This is a genomic window from Escherichia sp. KTE172 (genome assembly GCF_000408845.1).
In the GTDB taxonomy this organism is placed as follows: Bacteria; Pseudomonadota; Gammaproteobacteria; order Enterobacterales; family Enterobacteriaceae; genus Escherichia; species Escherichia coli.
This window is the reverse complement of the sequence record NZ_KE137316.1, coordinates 1,273,894-1,293,860: the sequence shown is the minus strand read 5'-3', so window position 1 is coordinate 1,293,860 and position 19,967 is coordinate 1,273,894. Positions and strand designations below refer to the sequence as shown.

General features: G+C 53.5%; 21 protein-coding genes. 18 read left to right on the top strand and 3 right to left on the bottom strand.

Annotated elements, in window-relative coordinates; translation table 11 throughout:
* The first annotated feature begins 13 nt into the window (after positions 1–13).
* The gene (gene mqo, locus G434_RS17365) at positions 14–1,660 is read left to right on the top strand and encodes a malate dehydrogenase (quinone) (protein WP_000758076.1); all 1,647 of its coding nucleotides are present in this window, start codon (positions 14–16) and stop codon (positions 1,658–1,660) included.
* Positions 1,661–1,807: 147 nt separating this feature from the next.
* Here the strand turns inward: mqo and eco are convergent, their stop codons facing one another.
* Both eco and G434_RS30930 read right to left on the bottom strand, forming a co-directional pair.
* The gene (gene eco / locus G434_RS17370; protein WP_262353703.1) at positions 1,808–2,317 is read right to left on the bottom strand and encodes a serine protease inhibitor ecotin; all 510 of its coding nucleotides are present in this window, start codon (positions 2,315–2,317) and stop codon (positions 1,808–1,810) included.
* Between the two features lie 113 nt (positions 2,318–2,430).
* A complete protein-coding gene (locus G434_RS30930) occupies positions 2,431–2,595 on the bottom strand; it encodes a hypothetical protein (RefSeq protein ID WP_001306485.1) in 165 nt (54 codons plus the stop codon).
* Between the two features lie 108 nt (positions 2,596–2,703).
* Here G434_RS30930 and napF point away from each other — a divergent pair, with 108 nt between their 5' ends.
* Genes napF through ccmH form a run of 15 tightly spaced genes read left to right on the top strand, consistent with a single transcriptional unit; the run spans position 2,704 to position 14,843 of the window.
* Complete coding sequence (gene napF, locus G434_RS17380; protein WP_000686721.1) at positions 2,704–3,198, top strand: ferredoxin-type protein NapF; 495 nt, start codon at positions 2,704–2,706, stop codon at positions 3,196–3,198.
* Positions 3,188–3,451 carry a chaperone NapD gene (gene napD / locus G434_RS17385; RefSeq protein WP_000557378.1) on the top strand — a complete coding sequence of 88 codons (264 nt, stop codon included), beginning with the start codon at positions 3,188–3,190 and terminating at the stop codon, positions 3,449–3,451. The genes napF and napD overlap by 11 nt, the downstream gene beginning before the upstream one ends.
* Positions 3,448–5,934 (top strand): periplasmic nitrate reductase subunit alpha, encoded by a 2,487-nt coding sequence (gene napA, locus G434_RS17390; protein ID WP_000778067.1) that lies wholly within the window; start codon positions 3,448–3,450, stop codon positions 5,932–5,934. Before napD ends, napA begins: the two co-directional genes overlap by 4 nt.
* Positions 5,935–5,940: 6 nt before the next feature.
* Positions 5,941–6,636: a ferredoxin-type protein NapG gene (gene napG / locus G434_RS17395; protein WP_000091291.1), complete on the top strand. Its 696-nt coding sequence runs from the start codon at positions 5,941–5,943 to the stop codon at positions 6,634–6,636.
* Complete coding sequence (gene napH, locus G434_RS17400) at positions 6,623–7,486, top strand: quinol dehydrogenase ferredoxin subunit NapH (RefSeq protein ID WP_000013506.1); 864 nt, start codon at positions 6,623–6,625, stop codon at positions 7,484–7,486. Before napG ends, napH begins: the two co-directional genes overlap by 14 nt.
* Positions 7,483–7,932 (top strand): nitrate reductase cytochrome c-type subunit, encoded by a 450-nt coding sequence (napB, locus tag G434_RS17405; protein ID WP_000835174.1) that lies wholly within the window; start codon positions 7,483–7,485, stop codon positions 7,930–7,932. The genes napH and napB overlap by 4 nt, the downstream gene beginning before the upstream one ends.
* Before the next feature lie 9 nt (positions 7,933–7,941).
* Positions 7,942–8,544: a cytochrome c-type protein NapC gene (gene napC / locus G434_RS17410; protein WP_000528376.1), complete on the top strand. Its 603-nt coding sequence runs from the start codon at positions 7,942–7,944 to the stop codon at positions 8,542–8,544.
* Between the two features lie 12 nt (positions 8,545–8,556).
* Positions 8,557–9,180, top strand: coding sequence for a cytochrome c biogenesis heme-transporting ATPase CcmA (ccmA, locus tag G434_RS17415; RefSeq protein ID WP_000525586.1), 624 nt, complete (start codon positions 8,557–8,559; stop codon positions 9,178–9,180).
* The gene (ccmB, locus tag G434_RS17420) at positions 9,177–9,839 is read left to right on the top strand and encodes a heme exporter protein CcmB (protein ID WP_000971730.1); all 663 of its coding nucleotides are present in this window, start codon (positions 9,177–9,179) and stop codon (positions 9,837–9,839) included. The genes ccmA and ccmB overlap by 4 nt, the downstream gene beginning before the upstream one ends.
* Before the next feature lie 41 nt (positions 9,840–9,880).
* Positions 9,881–10,618, top strand: a complete 738-nt coding sequence (ccmC, locus tag G434_RS17425; RefSeq protein WP_001295447.1) for a heme exporter protein CcmC — start codon at positions 9,881–9,883, stop codon at positions 10,616–10,618.
* Positions 10,615–10,824 carry a heme exporter protein CcmD gene (gene ccmD, locus G434_RS17430; RefSeq protein WP_000186540.1) on the top strand — a complete coding sequence of 70 codons (210 nt, stop codon included), beginning with the start codon at positions 10,615–10,617 and terminating at the stop codon, positions 10,822–10,824. Before ccmC ends, ccmD begins: the two co-directional genes overlap by 4 nt.
* Positions 10,821–11,300, top strand: a complete 480-nt coding sequence (gene ccmE, locus G434_RS17435) for a cytochrome c maturation protein CcmE (RefSeq protein WP_001026418.1) — start codon at positions 10,821–10,823, stop codon at positions 11,298–11,300. Before ccmD ends, ccmE begins: the two co-directional genes overlap by 4 nt.
* A complete protein-coding gene (gene ccmF / locus G434_RS17440; protein ID WP_000982470.1) occupies positions 11,297–13,240 on the top strand; it encodes a cytochrome c-type biogenesis heme lyase CcmF in 1,944 nt (647 codons plus the stop codon). Before ccmE ends, ccmF begins: the two co-directional genes overlap by 4 nt.
* Entirely contained in the window at positions 13,237–13,794 is a 558-nt protein-coding gene (gene dsbE / locus G434_RS17445; protein ID WP_000824439.1) for a thiol:disulfide interchange protein DsbE, read from the top strand. The genes ccmF and dsbE overlap by 4 nt, the downstream gene beginning before the upstream one ends.
* Positions 13,791–14,843: a cytochrome c-type biogenesis thiol:disulfide oxidoreductase CcmH gene (ccmH, locus tag G434_RS17450; RefSeq protein ID WP_001211549.1), complete on the top strand. Its 1,053-nt coding sequence runs from the start codon at positions 13,791–13,793 to the stop codon at positions 14,841–14,843. The genes dsbE and ccmH overlap by 4 nt, the downstream gene beginning before the upstream one ends.
* A 34-nt stretch (positions 14,844–14,877) precedes the next feature.
* On the opposite strand, the gene narP is transcribed toward ccmH, so the two are convergent.
* Positions 14,878–15,525: a nitrate/nitrite response regulator protein NarP gene (narP, locus tag G434_RS17455; protein WP_001113637.1), complete on the bottom strand. Its 648-nt coding sequence runs from the start codon at positions 15,523–15,525 to the stop codon at positions 14,878–14,880.
* A 319-nt stretch (positions 15,526–15,844) separates the two neighbouring features.
* On the opposite strand from narP, the gene yejO reads away from it, so the two are divergent.
* Complete coding sequence (gene yejO, locus G434_RS17460; RefSeq protein WP_000554217.1) at positions 15,845–18,436, top strand: autotransporter YejO; 2,592 nt, start codon at positions 15,845–15,847, stop codon at positions 18,434–18,436.
* Positions 18,437–18,585: 149 nt separating this feature from the next.
* Positions 18,586–19,932, top strand: a complete 1,347-nt coding sequence (locus G434_RS17465; protein ID WP_000483767.1) for an IS4-like element IS4 family transposase — start codon at positions 18,586–18,588, stop codon at positions 19,930–19,932.
* Positions 19,933–19,967 lie beyond the last annotated feature (35 nt).

Here is a 19,967-nt window from a genome sequence, read left to right as displayed (position 1 = left end):
AGGCATTAACAAGATGAAAAAAGTGACTGCCATGCTCTTCTCGATGGCCGTGGGGCTTAATGCCGTTTCGATGGCGGCAAAAGCGAAAGCGTCCGAGGAGCAGGAAACTGATGTACTGTTGATTGGCGGCGGCATTATGAGCGCCACGTTGGGGACCTATTTACGCGAGCTGGAGCCTGAATGGTCGATGACCATGGTGGAGCGCCTGGAGGGTGTCGCGCAGGAGAGTTCGAACGGCTGGAACAACGCCGGAACCGGGCATTCTGCACTGATGGAACTCAATTACACTCCGCAAAACGCCGATGGCAGCATCAGTATTGAAAAAGCAGTCGCCATTAACGAAGCATTCCAGATTTCCCGCCAGTTTTGGGCACACCAGGTCGAACGTGGTGTGCTGCGAACCCCACGTTCATTTATTAATACCGTTCCACATATGAGCTTTGTCTGGGGCGAGGATAACGTCAATTTCCTGCGCGCCCGTTACGCCGCGTTGCAACAAAGCTCGCTGTTTCGCGGTATGCGTTACTCTGAAGATCACGCGCAGATCAAAGAGTGGGCACCGTTAGTGATGGAAGGGCGCGATCCGCAACAGAAAGTGGCAGCCACGCGTACGGAAATTGGTACTGATGTGAACTATGGCGAGATCACCCGCCAGTTAATTGCTTCCTTGCAGAAGAAATCTAATTTTTCGCTGCAACTCAGCAGCGAAGTCCGCGCCCTAAAGCGTAATGACGATAACACCTGGACCGTCACTGTTGCCGATCTGAAAAACGGCACTGCACAGAACATCCGCGCTAAATTTGTCTTTATCGGCGCGGGCGGTGCGGCGCTGAAGTTGTTACAGGAATCGGGTATTCCGGAAGCGAAAGACTACGCCGGTTTCCCGGTGGGCGGACAGTTCCTTGTTTCGGAAAACCCGGACGTGGTTAATCACCATCTGGCGAAGGTTTACGGTAAAGCATCCGTTGGCGCACCACCGATGTCGGTTCCGCATATCGATACCCGTGTTCTGGACGGTAAACGCGTCGTGCTGTTTGGGCCATTTGCCACCTTCTCAACCAAATTCCTCAAAAACGGTTCATTGTGGGATCTGATGAGTTCCACCACCACCTCTAACGTGATGCCGATGATGCACGTCGGGCTGGATAATTTCGATCTGGTGAAATATCTGGTGAGTCAGGTGATGTTGAGTGAAGAGGATCGTTTTGAAGCGTTGAAAGAGTACTATCCGCAGGCGAAAAAAGAGGACTGGCGTTTGTGGCAAGCGGGGCAGCGCGTACAGATTATCAAGCGTGATGCCGAGAAAGGTGGCGTACTGCGTCTGGGTACCGAAGTGGTCAGCGACCAGCAAGGGACTATTGCCGCGCTGCTGGGGGCATCGCCAGGTGCGTCAACCGCCGCGCCGATTATGTTGAATCTGCTGGAAAAAGTATTTGGCGATCGCGTTTCCAGCCCGCAATGGCAGGCTACGTTGAAAGCGATCGTTCCGTCTTATGGACGCAAGCTGAACGGTGATGTAGCGGCAACAGAACGCGAGTTGCAGTACACCAGCGAAGTGCTGGGGCTGAAATACGACAAGCCGCAGGCAGCAGATAGTACGCCGAAACCGCAGTTGAAACCGCAACCCGTTCAAAAAGAAGTGGCGGATATTGCGTTGTAATGATGTGCCACATCCGGCATGGTATGCCGGATGTGGCGTATGCTGATAAGACGCGCCAGCGTCGCATCAGGCAACCGGCTCGGGCGTTGGATCGGATGCGGCGTGACCGCCTTATTCGGCCTACGGGTTGCAGCACTTCACAGTAGTTTAGCGAACAACCGCGTTGTCAATTTTCTCTTCCGCCTTCCAGACGCGGTACTTCACATCCACATTGTCTGGCGTATACACCACGATCGGCAGCTTGCTGTTGTAACGCAGCATTCCGGCATCGCCCAGATACGCGGTGACAAATTTCTTCTCTTTCTTGCCATCCGGGCAGGCCATCATCGTCGAAACCGGCGAGCTAACTTTATCAAAGACGTAATAATCATAGCCCCAGCCTTCCAGCGTTTTGCTTTCCAGCTTCCCGCCGAGACGATGCAAATTGCAATCGACTTCCAGCGTCTGGCCGATTAACAGTTCTACTTTCAGGGTAGATTCATCTTCTTGCGGGGTTAACTGAATCACCTGACGCTTCATGCCTTTTTCAGCTTGTGGATAAGGCGCGATTTTTTCCAGTGGCTGGACGCTTTCTGCCGCCAAGGCGGAAGTGGTGGCGAAAGCGGCAAACAATACTGCAGGTAGAATGGTCTTCATTTTTTTGCTTTCCTTCTTCATTTATAGGTTTTCACCGATGATGTCGCTGAAGGTTAACATATTCATCAGATTTATTAATTTGCTTTATGAATAACTTAAAGAACATTCAGACAATTTTACCTGCTCTTTTAGTGTTAAATTCTGGTGAGAGAACAAACCGACATAAATATCTCTGGTGAATTAATCGCTATATAAGTATGTTTATAACCATTTGAAATGTGAGCAAAAGCCCGTTTTTGCCACGCTTCCCGCCACTCTTTTGATCCTGCTACAGGTTTTACCCCGATCGGGGTATGCATCTTTGACACATCCTTTAATATCTTAGCGGCTATAAAAATGGCTTATTAATTATGCGGTTTATTTGGTCGCTCTCAATTTTCAGAGCGCGTTAATGATGGAAGGTCAATGTGAAGATTGATGCATCCCGTCGGGGCATACTCACTGGTCGCTGGCGCAAAGCCAGTAACGGTATCCGTCCGCCCTGGTCCGGTGATGAATCTCATTTTCTGACCCATTGCACTCGCTGCGACGCCTGTATTAATGCTTGTGAAAACAACATTCTGCAACGCGGCGCGGGTGGCTATCCGAGCGTTAATTTCAAAAATAACGAGTGCAGCTTCTGTTACGCCTGCGCGCAGGCTTGCCCCGAATCGCTATTTTCTCCGCGCCACACCAGGGCCTGGGATTTGCTGTTCACCATCGGGGAGGCGTGCCTGGCGTATCAAACAGTTGAATGCCGCCGCTGTCAGGATAGCTGTGAGCCAATGGCAATTATCTTTCGCCCGACGCTCTCCGGGATCTACCAGCCGCAACTTAATAGCCAACTTTGCAACGGATGTGGAGCATGTGCAGCCAGCTGTCCGGTATCAGCCATAACTGCGGAGTATCTCCATGCACACTAACTGGCAAGTTTGCAGCCTGGTCGTGCAGGCCAAAAGCGAACGAATTTCAGACATCAGCACCCAACTGAACGCCTTTCCCGGCTGTGAAGTTGCTGTCAGCGACGCGCCGAGCGGTCAGTTGATTGTGGTGGTGGAAGCAGAAGACAGCGAAACGCTGATTCAAACCATTGAGTCAGTACGCAACGTAGAGGGCGTGCTGGCGGTGTCGCTGGTTTATCACCAGCAGGAAGAGCAAGGTGAGGAAACACCATGAAACTCAGTCGTCGTAGCTTTATGAAAGCTAACGCCGTTGCGGCCGCTGCGGCGGCTGCCGGTCTCAGCGTGCCGGGCGTTGCCCGCGCCGTTGTTGGTCAGCAGGAAGCCATTAAATGGGATAAAGCGCCGTGCCGTTTCTGCGGTACTGGTTGCGGCGTTCTGGTCGGAACGCAGCAGGGGCGTGTGGTGGCCTGTCAGGGCGACCCGGACGCACCGGTTAACCGTGGTCTGAACTGCATTAAGGGCTATTTCCTGCCCAAAATCATGTACGGTAAAGACCGTTTGACGCAGCCGCTTCTGCGTATGAAAAACGGTAAATATGACAAAGAAGGCGAATTTACCCCAATCACCTGGGATCAGGCCTTCGATGTGATGGAAGAGAAATTCAAAACCGCCCTGAAAGAAAAAGGGCCGGAATCGATCGGTATGTTCGGTTCTGGTCAGTGGACTATCTGGGAAGGTTATGCCGCGTCCAAGCTGTTCAAAGCGGGCTTCCGTTCGAACAACATCGACCCGAACGCGCGTCACTGTATGGCGTCGGCAGTAGTTGGCTTTATGCGTACCTTTGGTATGGATGAGCCGATGGGCTGCTATGACGACATCGAGCAGGCTGATGCGTTTGTGCTGTGGGGCGCGAACATGGCGGAAATGCACCCGATCCTCTGGTCGCGCATCACTAACCGTCGTCTCTCCAACCAGAACGTCACCGTGGCGGTGCTTTCTACCTACCAGCATCGTAGCTTCGAGCTGGCGGATAACGGCATCATCTTTACGCCGCAATCAGACCTGGTGATCCTGAACTACATCGCCAACTATATCATTCAAAACAATGCGATAAATCAGGACTTCTTTAGCAAACACGTTAACCTGCGCAAAGGGGCGACGGACATCGGCTACGGTTTACGTCCGACCCATCCGCTGGAAAAAGCAGCGAAGAATCCGGGTTCTGACGCCTCCGAACCGATGAGCTTTGAAGATTACAAAGCCTTCGTTGCCGAGTATACGCTGGAAAAAACCGCCGAAATGACTGGCGTACCAAAAGATCAGCTGGAACAACTGGCGCAGCTGTATGCCGATCCGAACAAGAAAGTCATCTCCTACTGGACGATGGGCTTCAACCAGCATACTCGTGGCGTGTGGGCCAACAACCTGGTCTACAACCTGCACCTGCTGACCGGCAAAATTTCCCAGCCGGGTTGCGGTCCGTTCTCCCTGACCGGGCAGCCTTCCGCGTGTGGTACTGCGCGTGAAGTGGGCACCTTTGCTCACCGTCTGCCTGCGGACATGGTGGTAACTAACGAGAAACATCGTGATATCTGCGAGAAGAAGTGGAATATCCCGAGCGGCACCATTCCGGCGAAAATCGGTCTGCATGCGGTAGCACAAGACCGTGCGCTGAAAGACGGCAAGCTGAATGTTTACTGGACCATGTGTACCAACAACATGCAGGCCGGGCCGAACATCAATGAAGAGCGTATGCCGGGCTGGCGCGATCCGCGCAACTTCATCATCGTCTCCGATCCGTATCCGACAGTCAGTGCGCTGGCAGCGGACTTGATTCTGCCGACCGCAATGTGGGTAGAGAAAGAGGGCGCTTACGGTAACGCCGAACGCCGTACTCAGTTCTGGCGTCAGCAGGTACAGGCACCGGGCGAAGCGAAATCGGATCTCTGGCAGTTAGTCCAGTTCTCCCGCCGCTTCAAAACTGAAGAAGTATGGCCGGAAGAGCTGCTGGCGAAGAAACCGGAACTGCGTGGCAAAACGCTGTACGAAGTTCTGTATGCCACCCCGGAAGTGAGCAAATTCCCGGTATCCGAACTGGCGGAAGATCAGCTGAACGATGAATCCCGCGAGCTGGGCTTCTATCTGCAAAAAGGGCTGTTCGAAGAGTACGCATGGTTTGGTCGCGGTCACGGTCACGATCTGGCACCGTTCGATGATTACCACAAAGCACGCGGTCTGCGCTGGCCGGTAGTGAACGGTAAAGAAACGCAGTGGCGTTACAGCGAAGGTAACGACCCATACGTGAAAGCGGGCGAAGGCTACAAGTTCTACGGTAAACCGGATGGCAAAGCGGTGATCTTCGCGCTGCCGTTCGAACCGGCGGCGGAGGCACCGGATGAAGAGTACGACCTGTGGCTCTCTACCGGACGCGTCCTGGAGCACTGGCATACCGGCAGTATGACTCGCCGTGTACCGGAACTGCACCGTGCCTTCCCGGAAGCGGTCCTGTTTATTCACCCGTTGGATGCGAAAGCGCGCGATCTGCGCCGTGGCGACAAAGTGAAAGTGGTTTCTCGCCGTGGCGAAGTGATCTCGATTGTCGAAACGCGCGGTCGTAACCGTCCGCCGCAGGGCCTGGTGTACATGCCGTTCTTCGACGCCGCACAGCTGGTTAACAAACTGACGCTGGATGCGACCGATCCGCTCTCGAAAGAGACGGACTTCAAGAAGTGCGCGGTCAAACTGGAGAAGGTGTAAGCCATTATGTCCCGGTCAGCGAAACCTCAAAATGGTCGCCGCCGCTTTCTGCGCGATGTCGTTCGCACAGCTGGCGGGCTGGCTGCCGTGGGTGTGGCGCTGGGGTTACAACAGCAAACCGCACGCGCATCTGGCGTGCGGTTGCGCCCGCCCGGAGCCATAAACGAGAACGCCTTTGCCAGTGCCTGTGTGCGTTGCGGTCAGTGTGTTCAGGCTTGCCCTTACGACACCTTAAAACTGGCGACGCTGGCTTCTGGCCTGTCGGCGGGCACGCCATATTTTGTCGCACGGGATATTCCTTGCGAAATGTGTGAGGACATTCCGTGCGCCAAAGTGTGCCCGAGCGGTGCGCTGGATCGTGAGATCGAATCGATCGACGACGCGCGGATGGGGCTGGCGGTACTGGTGGACCAGGAAAACTGTCTCAACTTTCAGGGGCTGCGCTGCGATGTTTGTTATCGCGAATGCCCGAAAATTGATGAGGCAATCACCCTGGAGCTGGAGCGCAACACGCGTACCGGTAAGCACGCCCGCTTTCTGCCGACGGTTCACAGCGACGCCTGTACCGGCTGCGGTAAGTGCGAAAAAGTGTGCGTGCTGGAACAACCGGCAATCAAGGTGTTACCGCTGTCACTGGCGAAAGGGGAGTTAGGTCACCATTACCGCTTCGGCTGGCTGGAGGGGAACAATGGCAAATCGTAAACGTGACGCCGGGCGCGAGGCGCTGGAGAAAAAAGGCTGGTGGCGCAGCCACCGTTGGCTGGTGTTACGTCGCCTTTGTCAGTTCTTCGTGCTGGGGATGTTTTTGAGCGGTCCGTGGTTTGGTGTGTGGATCTTGCACGGCAACTACAGCAGTAGCCTGTTATTCGACACCGTTCCGCTGACCGATCCGCTGATGACGCTGCAAAGTCTTGCCAGCGGTCATCTGCCTGCCACGGTGGCGTTGACCGGTGCGGTAATTATCACCGTGCTCTACGCCCTGGCAGGAAAGCGATTATTTTGCAGCTGGGTCTGCCCGCTGAACCCGATTACCGACTTAGCGAACTGGTTACGCAGGCGCTTTGACCTCAATCAGTCTGCGACGATCCCTCGCCACATTCGCTACGTGCTGTTGGTGGTCATTCTGCTGGGATCGGCCTTAACCGGCACACTCATCTGGGAATGGATCAACCCCGTTTCCCTGATGGGGCGCAGTCTGGTAATGGGATTCGGCAGCGGCGCGCTGCTTATTCTCGCGCTGTTTTTATTTGATCTACTGGTCGTTGAACACGGCTGGTGCGGGCACATTTGTCCGGTTGGCGCGCTGTATGGCGTGCTGGGTAGCAAAGGTGTCATTACCGTTGCGGCCACCGATCGGCAGAAATGTAACCGCTGTATGGATTGTTTTCATGTTTGCCCGGAACCGCATGTGCTACGTGCCCCGGTGCTGGATGAACAAAGCCCGGTGCAGGTCACCAGCCGCGATTGCATGACGTGCGGTCGCTGCGTGGATGTCTGTTCTGAGGATGTATTTACAATAACTACACGATGGAGTTCGGGAGCGAAATCATGAAAAGCCATGACCTGAAGAAAGCGCTGTGTCAATGGACGGCGATGCTGGCCCTGGTGGTGAGCGGCGCGGTTTGGGCGGCTAATGGCGTCGATTTTAGCCAGTCGCCGGAAGTATCCGGGACGCAGGAAGGGGCCATTCGGATGCCAAAAGAGCAGGATCGGATGCCGCTGAACTATGTGAATCAGCCGCCAATGATCCCGCATAGCGTTGAAGGTTATCAGGTAACGACCAATACCAACCGCTGCTTGCAGTGCCACGGTGTCGAAAGCTATCGCACCACTGGCGCGCCGCGCATCAGTCCTACTCACTTTATGGACAGCGACGGCAAAGTGGGCGCGGAAGTGGCTCCACGTCGTTACTTCTGTCTGCAATGTCACGTGCCGCAGGCTGATACCGCGCCAATCGTGGGGAATACCTTTACCCCGTCAAAAGGTTACGGGAAATAAGAGGTTATTATGGGAAATTCTGACCGTAAGCCTGGTCTGATTAAGCGCCTGTGGAAATGGTGGCGTACCCCCAGCCGTCTGGCGCTGGGGACGCTGCTGTTGATCGGTTTTGTCGGTGGCATCGTCTTCTGGGGCGGCTTTAACACCGGGATGGAAAAAGCCAATACCGAAGAGTTCTGCATTAGCTGCCACGAAATGCGTAACACGGTGTATCAGGAATACATGGATTCCGTGCACTACAACAACCGTAGCGGCGTCCGTGCGACCTGTCCGGATTGTCACGTTCCGCACGAGTTTGTGCCGAAGATGATACGCAAGCTCAAAGCAAGTAAAGAGCTGTATGGTAAAATTTTTGGCGTTATTGACACGCCGCAGAAATTTGAAGCTCATCGCCTGACGATGGCACAGAATGAGTGGCGGCGCATGAAGGACAATAACTCGCAGGAGTGCCGTAACTGTCACAACTTCGAGTATATGGATACAACCGCCCAGAAATCGGTTGCCGCGAAGATGCATGACCAGGCGGTGAAAGATGGGCAAACCTGTATTGATTGCCATAAAGGGATAGCGCACAAGCTGCCCGATATGCGTGAAGTCGAGCCAGGTTTTTAACAGGGTTATTGCGTGGGTATGCTTGAAGCCAGAGAGTTACTTTGCGAGCGGGATGAACGAACCTTATTTAGTGGCTTGTCATTTACGCTGAACGCAGGAGAGTGGGTACAAATCACCGGTAGCAACGGCGCGGGGAAGACAACGCTTCTCCGTTTGCTGACGGGGTTGTCTCGCCCTGACGCAGGCGAGGTTCTCTGGCAAGGGCAGCCCTTGCATCAGGTACGCGACAGCTACCATCAAAACCTGTTATGGATAGGCCATCAGCCGGGGATCAAAACCCGGCTGACGGCGTTAGAAAATCTGCACTTTTATCATCGCGATGGCGATACCGCACAATGTCTGGAAGCCCTGGCGCAGGCCGGGCTTGCCGGATTCGAAGATATTCCGGTAAATCAACTTTCTGCCGGGCAACAACGCCGCGTCGCTTTAGCGCGTCTGTGGCTGACCCGTGCCACGTTATGGATCCTCGACGAGCCTTTTACCGCGATTGATGTTAACGGCGTCGATCGTCTGACCCAGCGTATGGCGCAGCATACGGAGCAGGGGGGGATTGTGATTCTGACTACCCACCAACCGCTCAACGTTGCTGAAAGTAAAATTCGCCGCATTTCACTGACGCAAACGGGGGCCGCATGATGTTCTGGCGCATTTTCCGTCTTGAGCTGCGCGTAGCGTTTCGCCATAGCGCCGAAATCGCCAACCCGCTGTGGTTCTTCCTGATTGTAATTACCCTTTTTCCGCTCAGTATCGGTCCGGAGCCGCAACTGCTGGCGCGTATTGCGCCGGGCATTATCTGGGTTGCTGCGCTGCTTTCATCCTTGCTGGCACTGGAGCGTCTGTTCCGTGACGATTTGCAGGACGGCAGTCTTGAACAATTGATGTTGTTGCCGTTACCCTTGCCCGCCGTTGTGCTGGCGAAGGTGATGGCGCACTGGATGGTAACCGGTCTGCCGTTACTTATCCTTTCGCCCCTGGTAGCAATGCTACTGGGAATGGATGTTTATGGCTGGCAAGTGATGGCGCTGACGCTGCTGCTGGGAACTCCTACGCTTGGCTTTCTCGGTGCACCGGGCGTGGCGCTGACAGTGGGACTTAAGCGCGGTGGTGTGCTGCTCAGCATACTGGTGTTACCGCTGACTATCCCATTACTCATCTTTGCCACCGCCGCGATGGACGCGGCTTCTATGCATTTGCCCGTTGATGGGTATCTGGCAATTTTAGGCGCGTTGCTGGCAGGCACCGCGACATTAAGTCCTTTTGCGACGGCGGCAGCGTTACGAATCAGCATTCAATAACGCTGGATTACTGATTTTTGTTCGAGTCTGGTATCGAAACTATGTGGAAAACACTGCATCAACTGGCGATCCCACCACGGCTGTATCAAATCTGTGGCTGGTTTATACCGTGGCTGGCAATTGCCAGTGTGGTCGTGCTTACCGTCGGCTGGATCTGGGGATTCGGCTTTGCTCCGGCTGATTATCAGCAGGGAAATAGCTACCGCATTATCTACCTGCATGTGCCTGCGGCGATCTGGTCGATGGGCATTTATGCATCAATGGCGGTGGCGGCGTTTATTGGCCTTGTCTGGCAGATGAAAATGGCCAACCTGGCGGTGGCGGCGATGGCCCCCATTGGTGCCGTGTTTACCTTTATTGCCCTGGTTACCGGCTCTGCATGGGGAAAACCGATGTGGGGCACCTGGTGGGTATGGGATGCACGTCTGACTTCTGAACTGGTGCTGCTGTTTTTGTATGTGGGTGTGATTGCCCTGTGGCACGCCTTCGACGACCGCCGTCTGGCGGGCCGTGCGGCAGGTATTCTGGTGCTGATTGGCGTGGTGAATCTGCCGATTATTCATTACTCCGTGGAGTGGTGGAACACCCTGCATCAGGGATCAACGCGGATGCAGCAAAGTATCGATCCGGCGATGCGTTCGCCGCTGCGCTGGTCGATTTTTGGCTTCCTGCTGCTGTCTGCCACGCTGACGCTGATGCGGATGCGTAATTTGATTTTGCTGATGGAAAAACGCCGTCCGTGGGTGAGTGAACTGATACTGAAAAGAGGCCGTAAATGACCCCTGCATTTGCTTCCTGGAATGAATTTTTCGCAATGGGCGGTTACGCCTTTTTTGTCTGGCTGGCGGTGGTGATGACCGTTATTCCGCTGGTGGTTTTGGTCGTGCACTCGGTGATGCAGCATCGCGCAATTCTGCGTGGCGTGGCGCAACAGCGGGCGCGTGAGGCGCGTTTACGTGCTGCGCAACAGCAGGAGGCTGCATGAATATTCGCCGTAAAAACCGCTTGTGGATTGCCTGTGCCGTGTTGGCAGGGCTGGCGCTGACTATCGGTCTGGTGCTATATGCGCTGCGCTCGAATATCGATCTCTTTTATACGCCGGGGGAAATTCTCTACGGCAAGCGTGAAACTCAGCAAATGCCGGAAGTCGGTCAGCGTCTGCGCGTTGGCGGGATGGTGATGCCGGGTAGTGTGCAGCGCGATCCCAATTCGCTAAAAGTAACTTTCACCATTTACGACGCTGAAGGTTCAGTAGATGTCTCTTACGAAGGCATTTTGCCGGATCTGTTCCGTGAAGGGCAGGGCGTTGTGGTGCAGGGCGAACTGGAAAAAGGCAATCATATCCTCGCGAAAGAAGTGCTGGCGAAACATGATGAAAACTACACGCCGCCAGAAGTTGAGAAAGCGATGGAAGCCAATCACCGTCGCCCGGCGAGTGTTTATAAGGACCCAGCATCATGATGCCGGAAATTGGTAACGGACTGCTGTGTCTGGCGCTAGGAGTTGCGCTGCTGCTGTCCGTGTATCCGCTATGGGGCGTAGCGCGCGGAGATGCGCGCATGATGGCGTCTTCCCGCTTGTTTGCCTGGCTGCTGTTTATGTCTGTGGCTGGCGCATTTCTGGTACTGGTCAATGCCTTCGTGGTCAACGACTTTACCGTCACCTATGTTGCCAGCAACTCCAATACCCAGCTTCCGGTGTGGTATCGCGTGGCGGCTACCTGGGGCGCACATGAAGGCTCGCTCCTGCTGTGGGTGCTGCTGATGAGCGGCTGGACCTTTGCGGTGGCGATTTTTAGTCAGCGTATTCCGCTGGATATTGTGGCCCGCGTACTGGCGATAATGGGGATGGTCAGCGTCGGCTTTTTGCTGTTCATTCTCTTTACCTCTAACCCGTTTTCACGCACGCTGCCGAATTTCCCGATTGAAGGTCGCGATCTTAACCCGCTGTTGCAGGATCCGGGGCTGATCTTCCATCCGCCTCTGCTTTATATGGGGTACGTCGGCTTCTCGGTGGCGTTTGCTTTTGCCATTGCTTCTTTGTTGAGCGGGCGTCTGGACAGCACTTATGCGCGTTTTACTCGTCCGTGGACACTGGCAGCGTGGATCTTCCTGACGCTCGGCATCGTGCTCGGTTCCGCATGGGCCTATTACGAACTCGGCTGGGGCGGCTGGTGGTTCTGGGATCCGGTAGAAAACGCCTCGTTTATGCCGTGGCTGGTGGGGACTGCGCTGATGCACTCACTGGCGGTCACTGAACAACGCGCCAGCTTCAAAGCGTGGACATTACTGCTGGCAATCAGTGCCTTCTCGTTGTGTCTGCTGGGGACTTTCCTGGTGCGTTCCGGCGTACTGGTATCGGTACACGCGTTTGCGTCTGATCCGGCACGCGGTATGTTTATCCTCGCCTTTATGGTGCTGGTGATTGGCGGTTCGCTGCTGCTTTTTGCCGCGCGTGGACACAAAGTTCGCTCACGCGTAAACAATGCGCTGTGGTCGCGGGAATCTCTGCTGTTAGCGAACAACGTTTTGCTGGTCGCCGCGATGCTGGTGGTATTACTGGGGACGCTGCTGCCGCTGGTGCACAAGCAACTGGGACTGGGCAGTATTTCGATTGGCGAACCGTTCTTCAACACCATGTTTACCTGGCTGATGGTGCCGTTTGCGCTGCTGCTTGGTGTCGGTCCTCTGGTGCGCTGGGGGCGCGATCGCCCACGTAAAATCCGCAATTTATTGATTATCGCCTTCATCTCAACGCTGGTGCTGTCGCTGCTGCTGCCGTGGCTGTTCGAAAGCAAAGTTGTGGCGATGACGGTGCTCGGCCTGGCAATGGCCTGCTGGATTGCGGTGCTGGCAATTGCGGAAGCTGCGCTGCGTATTTCACGTGGCACGAAAACCACCTTCAGTTATTGGGGAATGGTGGCGGCTCACCTGGGGCTGGCAGTGACAATTGTTGGTATTGCCTTTAGCCAGAACTATAGCGTTGAGCGTGATGTGCGCATGAAGTCCGGCGATAGTGTCGATATTCATGAATATCGCTTCACCTTCCGTGATGTCAAAGAGGTGACTGGCCCGAACTGGCGTGGCGGTGTGGCGACTATCGGCGTAACGCGCGATGGCAAGCCGGAAACGGTGCTGTATGCGGAAAAACGTTATTACAACACTGCCGGGTCGATGATGACCGAAGCGGCGATTGACGGCGGCATCACGCGTGACCTGTACGCCGCGCTCGGTGAAGAGCTGGAAAACGGCGCGTGGGCCGTGCGTCTTTACTACAAACCGTTTGTTCGCTGGATTTGGGCGGGCGGGCTGATGATGGCATTGGGCGGGCTGCTGTGCCTGTTTGATCCTCGCTATCGTAAGCGCGTGAACCCGCAGAAAACTGCGCCGGAGGCTGTATGAAGCGCAAAGTATTGTTAATTCCGTTGATTATCTTCCTGGCGATTGCCGCGGCGCTACTGTGGCAGCTGGCGCGTAATGCCGAAGGGGATGATCCGACCAATCTGGAATCGGCGCTCATTGGCAAGCCGGTGCCGAAGTTTCGCCTCGAATCACTGGACAATCCGGGGCAGTTTTATCAGGCGGATGTGCTGACTCAGGGCAAACCAGTGCTGCTTAACGTCTGGGCGACCTGGTGTCCGACCTGCCGTGCGGAACATCAATATCTGAATCAGCTTTCTGCGCAGGGCATCCGCGTGGTCGGCATGAACTATAAAGACGATCGCCAGAAGGCAATCAGCTGGCTGAAAGAGCTGGGCAATCCTTACGCACTAAGCCTGTTTGATGGCGACGGCATGTTAGGACTGGATCTCGGTGTCTATGGCGCGCCAGAAACGTTCCTTATTGACGGCAACGGCATCATTCGCTATCGCCATGCGGGCGATCTCAATCCTCGCGTCTGGGAAGAAGAGATCAAGCCGCTGTGGGAGAAATACAGTAAGGAGGCCGCACAATGAGGTTTTTATTGGGCGTGCTGATGCTGATGATCTCCGGCTCAGCGCTGGCGACCATCGACGTGTTGCAGTTTAAGGATGAAGCGCAGGAGCAGCAGTTCCGGCAACTCACTGAAGAACTACGCTGCCCGAAATGCCAGAACAACAGCATTGCCGATTCCAACTCGATGATTGCCACCGACCTGCGCCAGAAAGTGTATGAACTGATGCAGGAAGGTAAAAGTAAAAAAGAGATTGTCGATTATATGGTGGCGCGTTACGGCAACTTCGTCACTTACGATCCGCCGTTAACGCCGCTGACCATGCTGCTGTGGGTGCTTCCGGTAGTGGCTATTGGCATTGGCGGTTGGGTCATATACGCCCGCTCGCGGCGTCGGGTACGCGTGGTGCCGGACGCGTTTCCTGAACAAAGCGTGCCGGAAGGTAAGCGTGCCGGATATATTGTTTATCTGCCGGGTATTGTGGTGGCGTTAATTGTGGCTGGCGTCAGCTACTACCAGACGGGCAATTATCAGCAGGTGAAAATCTGGCAGCAGGCCACGGCACAGGCTCCGGCGTTACTGGACAGGGCGCTGGATCCGAAAGCCGATCCGCTCAACGAAGAAGAGATGTCGCGCCTGGCGCTGGGGATGCGTACTCAACTGCAAAAAAATCCGGGAGATATAGAAGGCTGGATTATGTTGGGCCGCGTTGGCATGGCGCTGGGTAACGCCAGTATTGCCACCGATGCATACGCTACTGCATATCGCCTCGATCCGAAGAACAGTGATGCGGCGCTCGGATACGCTGAAGCGTTGACACGTTCATCTGATCCCAACGACAACCGCCTCGGTGGTGAACTGCTACGCCAGTTGGTGAGAACGGACCATAGCAATATCCGTGTGTTAAGCATGTATGCGTTTAATGCCTTTGAGCAGCAGCGATTTGGCGAAGCGGTTGCCGCGTGGGAGATGATGTTGAAACTCTTACCTGCCAACGATACTCGCCGTGCAGTGATTGAACGTAGTATCGCGCAGGCGATGCAACATTTGTCGCCGCAGGAGAGTAAATAAAAAGAGGCCCGATGGTGATGCCATCGGGCTATTTTTATTGTGCCCCGCGTTGTTGCAGGAACAGAATGGTGGCCGCCACGCGTGAGCGGACATTGAGTTTACGCAGCAGATTGCGAATGTGTACTTTTACTGTCTGCTCGGAAATATTCAACACCGAGGCAATCTGTTTATTTGACAGCCCCTGTGCCAGCTCGTGCAGAACATCCAGCTCGCGCTCCGTCAGCACGCTGAAGGGATCTTCTTCCGCGCCAAACATTTCACGTTCACGTAAGTACTGATTGACGCGTTCGCTAAAGACTTTGCTGCCTTTCGCTCCGGCACGAATCGCTTCCAGCAACACTTCCGGGTCGCTATCTTTCAACAGATAACCGTCTGCGCCTGCGTCTATCAGCGCAAAGACATCGCTGGAGGCATCTGATACAGTCAGGATAATAATTTGCGCGGTAACGCCATCCCTGCGCAAGGCATTGAGGGTATCCAGGCCACTCATACCTTTCATATTGAGATCCAGCAAGATCACGTCGATATCCAGTCTATTCGCCAGATCGATCGCGCTCGCGCCGTCGCCCGCTTCGGCGACCACTTCAAAGCCAGGATCAAGCTCCAGTAACTGACGAACACCGCGTCGCATAAGTGGATGATCATCCACAATCATCACCTGAAAAGGCGTTGCTTCAGGCATAGTAGTCTCCTGAGGTTTTATTAGAATCATTATGTTTGAGCGTAGCGTTGGTAACGCTACCAGGCGCGTGAATGTTACCCCATTTTATGTATGGACATGTAGTGAAAACTACAACCTTGTCGTTCGCTTTGGCATCATTTTCATTATAAAGACGGAATTTTGCATCAGCTTCTCATCAAGAAAAACAACTAAAAAATCAATCACAATACTTGTGCATTTCTTTAAACAGTTTTTAAAAACTGACTCCGGGTATGGAGCTATGGGTATTTTCTTTACCCAATGCTTTTAACAGCAATTAATTTCATAGGATGAAAGCTCAATGCATCAATCTGGTTCTGTTTCTCTTTGTCGTTCCGCAATATCTGTTCTGGTGGCTACAGCGTTATATTCACCCATAGCATTGGCATCAACAGTTGAGTATGGTGAGACAGTTGATGGTGTTGTCCTGGAAAAAGATATCCAGCTGGTTTATGGGACCGCCAATAATACGAAAATCAATCCTGGCGGAGAACAGCATATTAAAGAATTTGGTATAAGTAGTAATACTGAAATTAACGGCGGGTATCAGTACATTGAAATGAATGGCACCGCAGAATACTCAGTATTAAATGATGGTTATCAAATTGTTCAAATGGGTGGTGCGGCAAACCAGACTACCCTCAATAATGGTGTGCTACAGGTTTATGGCGCAGCGAATGAACCTACGATTAAAGGCGGGCGCTTAATTATTGAAAAAGATGGGATTACCGTCTTTGCCGCTATCGAAAAGGGAGGATTACTGGAGGTTAAAGAGGGGGGATTAGCATTTGCGGTAGATCAGAAAGCAGGCGGTGCGATTAAAACAACCACCCGGGCCATGGAGGTATTCGGAACAAACCGTCTCGGTCAGTTCGATATCAAGGATGGTATTGCTAATAATATGCTGTTGGAAAACGGCGGAAGTTTGCGAGTTGAAGAAAATGACTTCGCTTATAATACCACTGTGGATAGTGGCGGCTTACTGGAGGTTATGGATGGCGGGACTGCAACTGGCGTTGATAAAAAAGCAGGCGGAAAATTAATTGTCTCAACGAATGCGCTGGAAGTGAGTGGTACAAACAGTAAAGGCCAATTTAGTATAAAAGATGGTGTGTCAAAAAATTATGAGCTGGATGATGGTTCCGGGCTTATTGTTATGGAGGACACGCAGGCCATTGACACTATCCTTGATGAGCATGCCACTATGCAATCGCTGGGAAAGGATACTGGTACGAGAGTGCAGGCAAATGCGGTGTATGATCTCGGTCGATCAGATCAGAATGGAAGTATCACGTATTCCTCTAAAGCCATCTCTGAAAATATGGTTATCAACAATGGCCGCGCTAATGTCTGGGCTGGCACAATGGTTAACGTTTCAGTCAGAGGGAATGATGGCATTCTTGAGGTCATGAAGCCGCAAATAAATTATGCACCCGCTATGTTGGTGGGTAAGGTAGTGGTTTCTGAGGGCGCTTCTTTAAGAACGCATGGTGCCGTGGATACCAGCAAAGCGGATGTTTCACTCGAAAATAGCGCATGGACCATCATTGCCGATATCACTACGACGAACCAAAACACTCCCCTCAACTTAGCCAACCTTGCGATGTCTGGCGCAAATGTGATTATGATGGCTGAGCCAGTGACTCGTTCATCTGTGACGGCAAGTGCGGAAAATTTCACTACGTTGACCACCAATACCCTATCGGGAAACGGCAATTTTTATATGCGTACCGATATGGCTAATCATCAGAGCGATCAGCTCAACGTCACCGGGCAGGCAACAGGTGATTTCAAAATATTCGTGACGGACACCGGTGCCAGCCCGGCAGCAGGAGATAGCCTTACACTGGTAACAACGGGCGGCGGTGATGCTGCATTTACGTTGGGCAATGCCGGAGGCGTTGTTGATATCGGTACGTATGAATATACCTTGCTGGATAATGGCAACCATAGCTGGAGCCTCGCAGAGAATCGCGCGCAAATTACCCCTTCAACCACTGATGTGCTGAACATGGCAGCAGCACAACCGCTGGTATTTGATGCAGAACTGGACACCGTGCGTGAGCGTCTTGGTAGCGTAAAAGGCGTTAGTTACGATACGGCGATGTGGAGTTCGGCAATTAACACCCGCAACAACGTGACCACTGATGCGGGAGCTGGCTTTGAGCAAACATTGACGGGCCTGACGCTCGGTATCGATAGCCGTTTCTCCCGTGAAGAAAGCAGCACAATTCGCGGCTTGTTCTTTGGTTACTCTCATTCTGATATTGGTTTTGATCGCGGCGGCAAAGGCAATGTCGATAGCTACACCCTGGGGGCTTATGCCGGTTGGGAGCATCAGAACGGTGCCTATGTTGATGGAGTGGTGAAAGTTGACCGTTTTGCCAACACCATCCATGGCAAGATGAGTAATGGGGCAACAGCGTTTGGCGATTACAGTAGTAACGGCGCGGGTGCTCATGTCGAGAGCGGGTTCCGTTGGGTTGACGGATTGTGGAGTGTTAGACCTTATCTGGCCTTTACCGGCTTTACCACAGATGGTCAGGACTACACGTTATCAAACGGCATGCGCGCGGATGTGGGAAATACCCGCATATTACGCGCTGAAGCGGGAACGGCGGTAAGCTATCACATGGACCTGCAAAACGGTACGACGCTGGAACCCTGGCTGAAAGCCGCCGTACGTCAGGAATACGCCGATTCTAACCAGGTGAAAGTTAATGACGATGGCAAATTTAATAATGATGTGGCTGGAACCCGTGGCGTTTATCAGGCTGGGATAAGGTCATCGTTCACCCCGACGTTAAGCGGTCATTTGTCAGTCAGCTATGGCAATGGCGCAGGGGTAGAATCGCCGTGGAATACTCAGGCGGGTGTGGTCTGGACGTTCTGATAACAGAAAATAAACAGGCCGTGATGTGTCGCGGTCTGTTTATCGAATTAAATGCAGATATAAAAAAAACCAACCGTAAAGGTTAATGCCGATCAGTTAAGGATCAGTTGACCGATCCAGTGGCTGTGTAAGAATCCGGAAACGCTCACTTGTTTCCGGATTTTTTTATGCACATTGGACAGGCTCTTGATCTGGTATCCCGTTACGATTCTCTGCGTAACCCACTGACTTCTCTGGGGGATTACCTCGACCCCGAACTCATCTCTCGTTGCCTTGCCGAATCAGGTACTGTAACGCTACGCAAGCGCCGTCTTCCCCTCGAAATGATGGTCTGGTGTATTGTTGGCATGGCGCTTGAGCGTAAAGAACCTCTTCACCAGATTGTGAATCGCCTGGACATCATGCTGCCGGGCAATCGCCCCTTCGTTGCCCCCAGTGCCGTTATTCAGGCCCGCCAGCGCCTGGGAAGTGAGGCTGTCCGCCGCGTGTTCACGAAAACAGCGCAGCTCTGGCATAACGCCACGCCGCATCCGCACTGGTGCGGCCTGACCCTGCTGGCCATCGATGGTGTGTTCTGGCGCACACCGGATACACCAGAGAACGATGCAGCCTTCCCCCGCCAGACACATGCCGGGAACCCGGCGCTCTACCCGCAGGTCAAAATGGTCTGCCAGATGGAACTGACCAGCCATCTGCTGACGGCTGCAGCCTTCGGCACGATGAAGAACAGCGAAAATGAGCTTGCTGAGCAACTTATAGAACAAACCGGCGATAACACTCTGACGTTAATGGATAAAGGTTATTACTCACTGGGACTGTTAAATGCCTGGAGCCTGGCGGGAGAACACCGCCACTGGATGATACCTCTCAGAAAGGGAGCGCAATATGAAGAGATCAGAAAACTGGGTAAAGGCGATCATCTGGTGAAGCTGAAAACCAGCCCGCAGGCACGAAAAAAGTGGCCGGGACTGGGAAATGAAGTGACTGCCCGCCTGCTGACCGTGACGCGCAAAGGAAAAGTCTGCCATCTGCTGACGTCGATGACGGACGCCATGCGCTTCCCCGGAGGAGAAATGGGGGATCTGTACAGTCATCGCTGGGAAATCGAACTGGGATACAGGGAGATAAAACAGACGATGCAACGGAGCAGGCTGACGCTGAGAAGTAAAAAGCCGGAGCTTGTGGAGCAAGAGCTGTGGGGTGTCTTACTGGCTTATAATCTGGTGAGATATCAGATGATTAAAATGGCGGAACATCTGAAAGGTTACTGGCCGAATCAACTGAGTTTCTCAGAATCATGCGGAATGGTGATGAGAATGCTGATGACATTGCAGGGCGCTTCACCGGGACGTATACCGGAGCTGATGCGCGATCTTGCAAGTATGGGACAACTTGTGAAATTACCGACAAGAAGGGAAAGGGCCTTCCCGAGAGTGGTAAAGGAGAGGCCCTGGAAATACCCCACAGCCCCGAAAAAGAGCCAGTCAGTTGCTTAACTGACTGGCATTAACCGTAAAGGTTGGTTTTTTTT